Consider the following 227-nt stretch of genomic DNA (forward strand, 5'->3'; position numbering starts at 1 on the left):
CCGTCTGTACCAAGTTCCGCAGCGTTTAAGATACCGTCGCCATTTAAGTCTTCAGGAACCGTAATTGCTGTAATCAGGTCTTGTGGAGTTGTGTCGATGGTTAAGGTCACRTCTGCATCTGCAACATCYACGTTACCTTGTGCATCTACWGCCTCAGCRTGAATCACAATCTGACCAGTCACAGGATCTGCCGCTGTTGCCGCAAGAGTTGCTGTGATAAAGCCRTT

1 protein-coding gene is annotated in these 227 nt (G+C 48.6%); it reads right to left on the reverse strand.

The window, feature by feature from the left end; all coding sequences use genetic code 11:
* On the reverse strand, positions 1-227 hold a 227-nt coding region (locus ASF86_RS19745; protein ID WP_162234629.1), incomplete at both ends, for a hypothetical protein.

This window comes from Acinetobacter sp. Leaf130, from assembly GCF_001423205.1.
GTDB classification, from domain to species: Bacteria; Pseudomonadota; Gammaproteobacteria; order Pseudomonadales; family Moraxellaceae; genus Acinetobacter; species Acinetobacter calcoaceticus.